At 54.7% G+C, this 9,634-nt stretch carries 12 protein-coding genes; all 12 read right to left on the bottom strand.

The window, feature by feature from the left end; all coding sequences use genetic code 11:
• Positions 1-91 precede the first annotated feature (91 nt).
• The gene (locus V6C07_RS06615; RefSeq protein ID WP_333535558.1) at positions 92-1,069 is read right to left on the bottom strand and encodes a hypothetical protein; all 978 of its coding nucleotides are present in this window, start codon (positions 1,067-1,069) and stop codon (positions 92-94) included.
• A 2-nt stretch (positions 1,070-1,071) separates the two neighbouring features.
• Positions 1,072-1,806 carry a DUF2612 domain-containing protein gene (locus V6C07_RS06610; protein WP_333535557.1) on the bottom strand — a complete coding sequence of 245 codons (735 nt, stop codon included), beginning with the start codon at positions 1,804-1,806 and terminating at the stop codon, positions 1,072-1,074.
• Positions 1,807-1,808: 2 nt separating this feature from the next.
• A complete protein-coding gene (locus V6C07_RS06605; RefSeq protein ID WP_333535556.1) occupies positions 1,809-3,038 on the bottom strand; it encodes a baseplate J/gp47 family protein in 1,230 nt (409 codons plus the stop codon).
• Positions 3,038-3,403 carry a hypothetical protein gene (locus tag V6C07_RS06600; RefSeq protein WP_333535555.1) on the bottom strand — a complete coding sequence of 122 codons (366 nt, stop codon included), beginning with the start codon at positions 3,401-3,403 and terminating at the stop codon, positions 3,038-3,040. Before V6C07_RS06600 ends, V6C07_RS06605 begins: the two co-directional genes overlap by 1 nt.
• Positions 3,400-4,164 (bottom strand): Gp138 family membrane-puncturing spike protein, encoded by a 765-nt coding sequence (locus tag V6C07_RS06595; protein WP_333535554.1) that lies wholly within the window; start codon positions 4,162-4,164, stop codon positions 3,400-3,402. Before V6C07_RS06595 ends, V6C07_RS06600 begins: the two co-directional genes overlap by 4 nt.
• Positions 4,165-4,178: 14 nt before the next feature.
• Complete coding sequence (locus V6C07_RS06590) at positions 4,179-5,078, bottom strand: baseplate hub protein (RefSeq protein ID WP_333535553.1); 900 nt, start codon at positions 5,076-5,078, stop codon at positions 4,179-4,181.
• Positions 5,072-5,428 (bottom strand): phage baseplate plug family protein, encoded by a 357-nt coding sequence (locus V6C07_RS06585; RefSeq protein WP_333535552.1) that lies wholly within the window; start codon positions 5,426-5,428, stop codon positions 5,072-5,074. Before V6C07_RS06585 ends, V6C07_RS06590 begins: the two co-directional genes overlap by 7 nt.
• Before the next feature lie 21 nt (positions 5,429-5,449).
• A complete protein-coding gene (locus tag V6C07_RS06580; RefSeq protein ID WP_333535551.1) occupies positions 5,450-5,998 on the bottom strand; it encodes a phage baseplate protein in 549 nt (182 codons plus the stop codon).
• A 20-nt stretch (positions 5,999-6,018) separates the two neighbouring features.
• Positions 6,019-7,617 carry a phage tail protein gene (locus tag V6C07_RS06575; protein WP_333535550.1) on the bottom strand — a complete coding sequence of 533 codons (1,599 nt, stop codon included), beginning with the start codon at positions 7,615-7,617 and terminating at the stop codon, positions 6,019-6,021.
• A gap of 187 nt (positions 7,618-7,804) precedes the next feature.
• Positions 7,805-8,284, bottom strand: coding sequence for a phage tail assembly chaperone (locus V6C07_RS06570; RefSeq protein WP_333535549.1), 480 nt, complete (start codon positions 8,282-8,284; stop codon positions 7,805-7,807).
• A 12-nt stretch (positions 8,285-8,296) separates the two neighbouring features.
• On the bottom strand, positions 8,297-8,767 hold the full coding sequence (locus V6C07_RS06565; protein WP_333535548.1) for a hypothetical protein: 471 nt from the start codon (positions 8,765-8,767) through the stop codon (positions 8,297-8,299).
• Between the two features lie 11 nt (positions 8,768-8,778).
• Positions 8,779-9,634, bottom strand: an 856-nt coding sequence (locus V6C07_RS06560; protein ID WP_333535546.1) for a DUF3383 family protein, incomplete at its 5' end; no start/stop codon positions are given.

The raw sequence follows: 9,634 nt of genomic DNA, 5'->3' as shown, positions 1-9,634 counted from the left end.
ATTTCGCGCCTCGCGCGTCGTGCCCACCGGCCCCGTCAACGCCCCAAAACGATGGGGCGCTCTCGCATGCTGCTATCTCGGCGCACCGGCATCATGAAGCTGGTTGCCCTAAATACGCGCACGCGAGTGCACCCCAGCTACGGGGCTGGGTCTTCGTGGCGATTGGCACAGAGCCTGCGTTGTCAAATTCAAGAGATCCCCAGCTTGACGCTGTACCGTATGCGGCGGTGCGTGCACCAGATGTTTTGAACACTCCTGCGGTTGTCGAAGTTTCAAAGCCGCCAGGAAACAACAGCGAGACTTTGCCGCTTTTCCTACGCTCACCATCCCCTTGCACGTCTCCCACGCCGAGAGAGGGACCTGCCGCGCCCTGAAACATGTCCTGAAGGTCGGGCATTTTCAGGGTGTCGGCGGTTTTGTCCCACCAGAACTTCGCTACACCGCCGATGCCTTGCCAGCCCACTGTTGTGCCGTCTGCATTCGTGTGCCAGATCGCAGTGTGCAGGGCCTCATACTCTGCAAGGCTCGATACAAGACGACTCTGCCCCCACGGGGTTTCGAGGTACGCGGCCATTTGCGGGTATCGCGTGGAAAAATTGGTAACGATGCCCGCATTGCACTCAACATATCCCGGTCGGGGCATCTCATCTTCAAAAAACCTGATGCCGCCTACGGGGTCCATTTGCTGCTGTGCTATGGCGTGTTTCCAAAATGCGGCGTTATTGGTCGGTTGCGCACCTCCGTTGTTGGGGCCAGAAGGTTGAAGCGCTTGATATATCACTCCATCGAGTCCCATACAGATACCGCTGGCCGGATAATTGGTGAGCGAACTCCAGGGCAGAATGCCGTATTGCTCCACGGCCTGTACAATCCCCGTTGTGAGAAAATCTACCTGATTGTAGCGCGCGGAATCGTAAACTTTATCATACGCTTGGCCGCCCTCTATATCTGCGGCCGTCAGCCCAGCATTGCGGTACGCGATGCCGGGTACTGGCGGCGTTGGGATGTTGGTCTGTGCGCCCTTGGCCCACTGTCCAAGCATTGTAATAAGGCGTTCTGCAATGGCCATAGTCAGCCTCCTATTTGAGATGGCACGCCCACTGCGCAGGGCGCATGGTCGCAGCGTTGTTCATTCGCTCGGTCGGAGCAAAAGAATTTGTCAGGGACGTAAACAACAATGCCACTGAATGAGAGTGTGGCCGGGTACGGCAGCATAAATGCATCATCAACACGTTGTGTCGTCGCATGCATTGTGAGCACATTAAGAGCCGTTGTGCCTATCGTGGATGGCACGATAGCAGTAACTTCCATTGGCCCCGTTTTTTCGTATGACACGAGGTTGCCTGTGAGCATCTCCGTTAGATGCTGCATCTCAGGGATAGAGGCCACGAGCGTATGATTTTTTACTATTCTGGTCAGGATATTTACGCGGTACTGCTCATCTTCAACAGGTATAAATGCAGAAAAAGGAGCTCCATCGCACCAGACAAACGACGAATCGGGTTTTTGCCCTGCTCGATCTGCAAACATGTAGCGGGATTCATCGTACTGGTACGGTGCGCGTCCTTCTCCAACAATGCGCCCAAGGGCATCGAGGTTTGACCCTCGGGCTGCATACAGGGTGCGCATCTCCTGAAGGTCGATAAGCGCATCATAAAGATCCTGCACCTCAGACATGATGGCCGCAACGAACTGCCGCAGAACGCATTTATCGTAGTGTTGTGACAGCATGCGCCCAAGGGCCTGCTCGATCAGGTCTTTGCGATACGGATCGAAGTCCACCTTGTAAAATGAGGGTATCGGCATGCTTAAACCCCAGCGGTCACATTGACCACGATGCGCGATGCATCAAATCTACCGACGTGATCCCACTCAACGGGGATGTCGGACTCTGAGAGGGCATCGGCCGTCGTGCCAATGCGCAGCCCCGTTACTTTATGTCCGGCAACGCTATTCACGGGGGTATACAGGCGCGAGCAAATAATTGACGCGCCAGGCGGGAAACCGTCGTCATTTCCCGCACCTCCGTAGTCAGCATAATCGACAATGGCTGTTTTAATTAGTTCTGCCCCGGTGTCTGGGAAGTCGGCGCGGTTAACTATGGTAATGTCAACCTGCACATAAATTGCAATCTCAGTGGGGCGTGAAAAACTGATAACGTGGGATATACCCTGGTTATCGTAAAAAATTTCATGCACGTTGCCATAGCCAATCACGCCAACGGGGAAGCGCAGAAATAACGCCTGCGCTATTTCTCTGGGAGCCCCGCCCTCGGCCACCACCGCGACCTCCTTGAAGGGGATGCCGCGAGCATCAGCCGGAAAAGTCTCGCGGTTCTGGTACGCCCTGCAGAATGTAACACCAGAAACATTCATCACGGATGCGTAAATGGCCTCTATCTGGCGGTAGCTTGTAAGGGACGTGGATCTCTGCTGTCGGCGGCGAGCCTCTGCTTCCGTCTCCTGCACACTTCCCACAGCCACGATTGATATGTTCCTAGCATTGAGCCACCCTGCTTGCGGGGTCTGAATGGAGAGGATGGCGCCGGGTTCTGGCTCAATATTTCCCTTGACCGTACATTCCGCCTGCACCGTGGCCGTCCCTGACGCGCCTATAAAGATGGGTTCTAGGGTGGCGAATACCTGCAATCCGTCCTGAGATGCTATGCGCGAGCCCTTGGGCACAGTGGTACCGTTCTTTCCAGTGAGCTCCATTTCAACAATGGTATATGCACCGGGCTTCAGGAGCATTGCGTTGAGCTGGATAGTACCTGCCTGACCGGCACCACTATTTTTCAATGGGTCAAACTGGACAGCTCCGTTGTAAGCGGCCTCCCAGCATTCGGAAAGGCCTTCCGCAAACACGCCGAGTACCTGTTGCAAGATACTGTCGTCTGTGGCGCTCTGGAAAGGGAATTCGCCCGTTCCCGGGTCCACGATGTCGGCGATGTTCCCATTCAGATCGGTAAGGATCTGCGCCAGTCGCTTAGGCACGAACCCCTGTGAAGTCATGCCGTAATCAATGCCGTTTTCAGCCATCAGTATTCCCCTTCAAGGCTTATGGGCATAACCCCGGCCCCGGTGACGAAAACTTCCATATACATTGTGTAGGTGCGCCCACCAGCTGGGAACAGAGTGTTGAGCTTGATGATGCGCTCGACGCCATCAGTGCCCAAGGTCTCACGTCGGATGAGCAGGTCCACAGCCCTCTTGGTGCTAGATTTGGCCCCAAGGATGCCCCTGCCCTCTTGGTACCAGGGCAGCCCTGCCGAAGTGTTCAAAAACCATTCTCCAAGCTCCCGCTTCAGGCGCGTAAGCAAGCGCTGTACTATTTCATCTGGCCCCGTGACGATTCCGGGCGCCAAGTCGCGAGTGCCGGGGTTGAGCTTCAGATCCCACGTCATGCCGTCGCGCTCCCGGTGTTTGCATTGCCGGGCTGTATGCCTGTGTGCTTGTGCCCAGATGAATCTATGTCGTTCTTGTCCACAAATGTTCCGCTACGGCTTTTAAGGCCACCTTCGAGCTCGTTCTTACTGCCACCATCGCCGCCAAGGGTCATGTTGCTGCTTTCGATAGTGGCAACATCAGGCGTTATCAGGCTGAATTTGCCTTCCTTCATAGACATAATTCCCACACCGTCAGTAATCACAATTCCCTCGGGACCCAGGCTAATATACTGTTTGCGTTCTCGGTCTCGTAGTTCAATATTTTCGGTGCTGTACTCCGGTACCGCCTGGGGGTTGCTGACTATACCGGGAATGCAGATGGCGTCAGAAAGGCTATGGGAGCGCGGGGTTGCAGTATCAGCGCTATTTGAGGAGGCCGTGGGCTGGATGCCTCCGCCCTGTACAAAATTATCAATAGCCCTGTCGCTGAACACCATCAGGCATTCATCACCCGGCCTGATTGGCAGCGTAAGCAACAACCCGGCCGCCTGTGCAAAGGGCAGCACTACGGGCACATTAGTTATCACGGGCAAATCGACATGTTTCACGCCGTCGCCGAGGTTCACTTGCATCTGTAGGGCTGGCTGTACCGTTGCCGTTTGCGTTGATGGGTCGAAGCTCAGAATTATGCCCGGCATAGCACAGCGGATCTGCCCGGCCATGCGGTTGAACTGCATGCCGAAGGCTTCGGATTGTGATGTGATGCTCCAGTCTGCCATGTTGCTTACCTGTGCTACCTGTTTTTGAAAGACTCGATGTCCATGGTCCACTGATCGCTGTAAGCATCAATACTCACGTTGGTAGTATGGACACGATATGTGCCGTTCAGCTTTGGGGACAATTCACTGTTTATTCTCACAGATGACCCAGTGGTGATGCCTGGCACATACAATGCTTTAATCTTCACGCCGGTCTGTATCTGCATGGGGCCTGTGAGCAATGGCACCACACTTATTAATCCGCCTTTCTTGCCGTTAAGCTCCGCATACCCGCCAAACGTGGCTTTATCGCCCAGCGCCTTGAATTTTCCATCGTCCACGGACCACGAAAAACCAAATTCATTGGCGAGCTGAGTCAGCCCATCCTTTGTGCTTCCCGCGTAGCTCCACCCTCCCCCGCCGAGGTTGCCACTGATGCCCTCTATGCCACTGTCGGCTATGGTCAATCCGGGCAGATCGTTGGCCATGTCTTTAACCACATCCCGCACGGGGGTGCCCGCTCCGTAGGTTTTGGATGATACCCCGCGCACAACCGCCCCATATCCCGGTAGCGCACTAATTTTTGTGACAATATCCGCGCTGTTGCGCTCGGAAATCGCTGATAGGATGCTGCCCTGAAAAAGTGTATGCAGTTCGGTATTTTTCCAGCCGACCTGTACTGTGATTTTCGTCAGGCTCCCACGGATAGCGTCCCGAGTATCCCTGGCCAAGTTAAACACGCTGATCTGCGATGGGCTTGGCATGCCCATTACCGTCTTTTGGATTGTGCCGGTGACTTTCAACCCCTTTGGTGTACCGTCGCTTTCAAAGCGCACGATCTGCCCCTGAGAGCGCCCGCGCCATTCTTCAAGTGGGCCAAGCGTAACCACGATACGCCGTAACCAGGGCCGCAGTGCATTGCCGTTGCCTACCATGGCACAATCTCCGTTCCGATGGTGTCCATAGGGTCTGATGGCACTGCGGGGTTGTCCTCGCCGGGATTGAACCAAACCAAGGACATTGTGTTTCCCAATGCGTCCAGATCCTTTTCAGTACCGCTTTCGACGAGCAGATGGAGCTGGTACCCTTTGAGGGTATCCCCCATTCCCTTGAGCAGATTGTCAACTCCAGGGATCAGATTGATCCCGGTAATGAGCGGCGTTTCCTGCGCGTCCAGAATGTCCAGCAGCCAATGGTCGTCCTGCCCGGACACAAAGTACGTGCGAAAAATAAAGACGTCCGGTCCAACATTGACCGTAACCGTGCGCTCTCCAGCAGGTGACATCGGAATTATGGACGGCATGGGCTATTGCCTCTTCGCTAGTTTTTGCAAAAGGGTCCTGTCATCGGTCACGTCCTGCTGCCCAGCGTTTGTTTTCGCGGCAGCCGTTTTTGACGTCTTGTCATTCAAATTCTGTGGCGACCGACCGACAGCCTGCAGTTCAACAAAGTTGATCTGCTGCAGGTGTAGGGTGATATTGAGTGCACCCTTGTAAGGCGCTTGGTGCATTGGGTTAAAACCAACAATGACCATGTTTTCATAGACGTGATGCTCTGTAACAAGCTCCAGTAGATCCCGTTCATCGCGCATTTTTTTGAACGTCTCAAAAGCGTCTCGCGCGGCATCAGCGCCCGTGCCAGCATTGGACATTGTGAACACAACAGAAATGTCGTCGGGGCTCACAATAACGTGATCCGTCACCTGTTCGCCGGATTCAAGCGATAGCTTTGTTGCCGTTGCAGATAGATTATGTGCCTCGGAAAGCAGGGCAGAAACCTCCACCCCAGCGACAAGAGGCCCACCGCGAAGTAAGCCATTTGACTGATGCGGGGCTCCAGTTTGTGATGTCTGCATTGCGTATGTCACCGTGCCTTCTACATTGCCGGGGCAGCTACGCCGGGAGTTCCCACGGGCTGGCCGCTGGCCAAGGCCGCAGCCGCTTCCGCAGCTTGTTGGGGGTTGGAGGTTGCCACATTAAAGTTCTGTGTACGGTTATCAGTATATTGAGTCCCCTGCGCGCCATGAGTGGATGGCAGCCGAACGGCGGCAGGTTGACCGCCTACGGGGATGGTCGAGGGTGCGGGAGCGCTCTTCTTTTTGTCATCACCGCCGAATCCGAACCACTCAGCTGCGGTGCCGAGTGCATTGGTCACCGACCCCGCTGCCTTTCCAGCAATGGCACCAATATCAGGGATTTCTGGGATATATCCTTTAATTTCCTTCCATAGATCTTTAAAAAACTGTTTTATTGATTCCCATACCCGTATGATTTTCTCTTTGGATTCTTCTGCCCATTTGCCAAAGTCGAAATTTACTATGCTTTCAAGAACGTCTAGGAATCCAGTTACTACCTTTACCGCTCCATCAAAGACAGTTTTTGCTATTTCAGGGATTGTTTTGATTATGTCTATGATGAATTCTTTAAAGAAAGCACCAATTTTTTTAATTGCAGAGGCAAGGCCAGGCCACCGCTGTTCGAAGGCGGCAAAGAGGTCAGCGAAATACCCCTTACCCTGAGTTACAGATGAAAATAAATCCTCGAACACCGCCGCCGCAACAGCAACGGCTGCGCCGATGAGGACGAGCTTCGCTATAACCGGGGAAAAGAGCACCAGCAGCCCAGCCAGCGCACCAGTCACGAGGTGCATGACCACTTCACCAGCCTCCAGACCTTCAAAAAATGGGCTCATAGCATTGAGTATTGGATCAAAAACTCCGGTGAACTTTTTCAAAATATTCCAAAATCGCTCAAAGCCGCTAACTACACCCGTCATCAGGGCCTCAAGGCCAAGGCTTATCCATTCCCGGTTGCTCTCCATCCAGCCCTTGAAAATTTCAACCGCGCGCGAGAGTGCGGGAATCATGGCAATGGCGACCTGGCTTGTCAGGCCGTGGAAAGCGAATTGCAACTCGGCGAGCTGCTTCTTGAAATCTGCCGCCCGCTTGATACTGCCGGCCGGAATAACTCCGCCCAGCTTGTGCGCCTCCTTGCGAAGATCTTCAATTCCATCGCGCCCCTTGCGCAAAAGGGCTATGGTATCGTCAGACAGACCCCATCCCTTCCCGAGATTTTGAGCTTGGCTTCCTGACATCCCCTTCATTCGGTCGGCCAGTGACAGCAGCGTTTTTTCCGCGTCCTTGCCCGTTCCCATGAATTTTTCCTGCAACGTCTGCAGGTCACCATGCAGCGCCTTGGAATCACCACCAACCTTTTTAGCGGCGTATCCCCACTCTTGCAGGGCATCGGTGCTGACACCTGTTTTGTCGGAAAGTTTTTGCAGTTCCGCAGCTTCGTCAGCAGCACCTTTGACCATGAGCCCCATTGTGGCCGCAGCGCCAGTAATGACCACAGAGAGGCCGAGCAACGTGTTTTTTACGCTATCGATACCGTTCTTGAAGCTCTCGAGCTTCGCAATGGCGTTCTTGGCTATGTCAACGCCGAGTATTGTGACCAGTTCGTCGGCTACTGCCATTATCCTTGCTCCGCTTTTGCCATGGCCTCTGCTTGCCCCTTGGCGTATTGGTTCCAATCGAGGATGCGCAGGATACGGAAGAATTCGCGCATACTGACCTTCCCGCTAGTGAGGTCAACAAATGAGACATACCCGGAATCAAGCACGCGCCCTGCGTAGGCGTCTGCCTCCCATCCCGACGGAATCTCTATTGAGTGCCCGAACTCTTCCCCAAGGCGCTCGCTGCGGTAACGAGCTGACTCGGAAAAAAATCTTTCACCAGCTTCACCAGAGCCATGATGCCCAACGGGTACAAATCTCCCGGGTGATCCCTGAACCAGCTATTGAACACCGCAGCGTCGGCCAAAGGTTCATTCTGGGGGGTGTAGCAGCGCTGCAAGGCGTCGGTCATCATGGCCGTGGCCTCTGCCGCCTTGAGTTCGCCGCAAGACGCTAGGGCAGCAGATATGAGGGCCTGCATTTTGCCGCCGACTTCGGCCAGCCCCATCGCTGACAAATCCAACCCCTGAAGCTTTTCGAAATCTATGGAGTTAACCACCCTACCCAAAGCAGGGCCAAAAAGGGCAAGAGCTCGATTTCCCCAGGCAATGGCATCCATAGGATTGAGCATATCGAGCGCATAGCGGTTACTGCCGATGCCAATGAAGGTCATATTGGTGCTATTCATGGATTGCTGCCCTTAGTACAGATTGCTGACGGATGAGGTGAGCCCAGACGTTGCCAGGTTGCCGCCAGAGGTCGACATGTTGCTGGATTCGTGCTCTGCGCTCATCATCGTGAACTGGATGCCACCCTGCTTTTTGTCACCTGTCGAAAGTTCGCCGGGGTTGCCGATGTATGCATCAGTCATGTTTTCCAAAACGTCTGCACCAGTGCGCAGAACCACGGTCACCCCGGCACCCCCGTTGTACTGGCGCTTGCGCAGGTCGGACAAAAATTGGCGACTGCGAGATGTTTCGCGCAACGTGAATTTAATGGTCGCGCCCTGGTTGGTTGCAATATTGATGGATGCCCCGTCGGTCCCCTGCGTTTTATCTACTTCGCCACCGTCGTAGGTGAACACGATGGACGCGCCCTCGAAAAAATCCTGAATAGTTGTTCCGTCCACGGTGAGGACGAGGTTTTTCTGATTGTAAACGGTTCTGGCCATGTTCCTGCTCCTTAATTATATACGTCGACCTTGACGCTTACTTTGTGGAAAGCCCCAGATTCATAGGCGGTGATAAGGATGGGCGGTGCCGTGCGCGAGGCTCGTTCCGAAGTGGTAGCGAAGGGCACCGGCACGGGCTCAATGGCCGTGGCCGGGAGCGTGGTGTAACCGCTTTCGAGCGTTGCCGCTTCCACGTCCCTGTCGGCAAACACACCGTTTCTGGTGTATTTTCGGCATATCTTCGCCGCAGCAGACACAAGCATGTTCTGCCCGGCGCTGGTGTAGGGGACCTTCGGCTGGCGCAGAAATACGTTGTAGACCTCGACCTGCAGCTCTTCACGGAAATTGTCGAGATTGACCAGGGTGTCGGTAAACCAAGTGTCGAGAGCCTGCACCCCCTCACGCACAGTGCGCGACGTGTTGCCGATATACACATAGCTGTTGATGCGCCGGGAGTTCAGGACGGCAAGCTGGGATTCTGTCAGCGGCGAAGGCTCAATGCCGTCAAGCTGCTTGAACTTCATGGTGATGGCGGAATCAGGCAGGCTGTAGTTGGTGGCCAGGGCGAAGGCGCAATACGACACATCAGGATATACTTGAGCATTGTCATGATAGACCGTGCTAGTGCGCTTATATCCCCTGTTGTTGCAATAAAAGCCGATGTTCGTGGTGTCGGCGGCATTGTAGGCCGTGGCCGAGTTGGTGCAGGCCGAAAAATAGGCCGGGGTGAGGGATTCGGCCCAATCGGCCAGATCCTTCTGCGCCGGGGTGTCGCGGTACTTGGCGTCGACGGTGAAGCCGTAGGGCAGGCGCATGTTGCAACGTGAGGCGTTACGCACAAGGTCGGCTTCCGCCGCGAGGACCTGC

This window comes from Desulfovibrio sp. 1214_IL3152 (genome assembly GCF_036763055.1).
Taxonomy (GTDB): domain Bacteria; phylum Desulfobacterota; class Desulfovibrionia; order Desulfovibrionales; family Desulfovibrionaceae; genus Desulfovibrio.
Note: the sequence above shows the minus strand (reverse complement) of the source record. Positions and strands in the feature narration are given on the sequence as shown.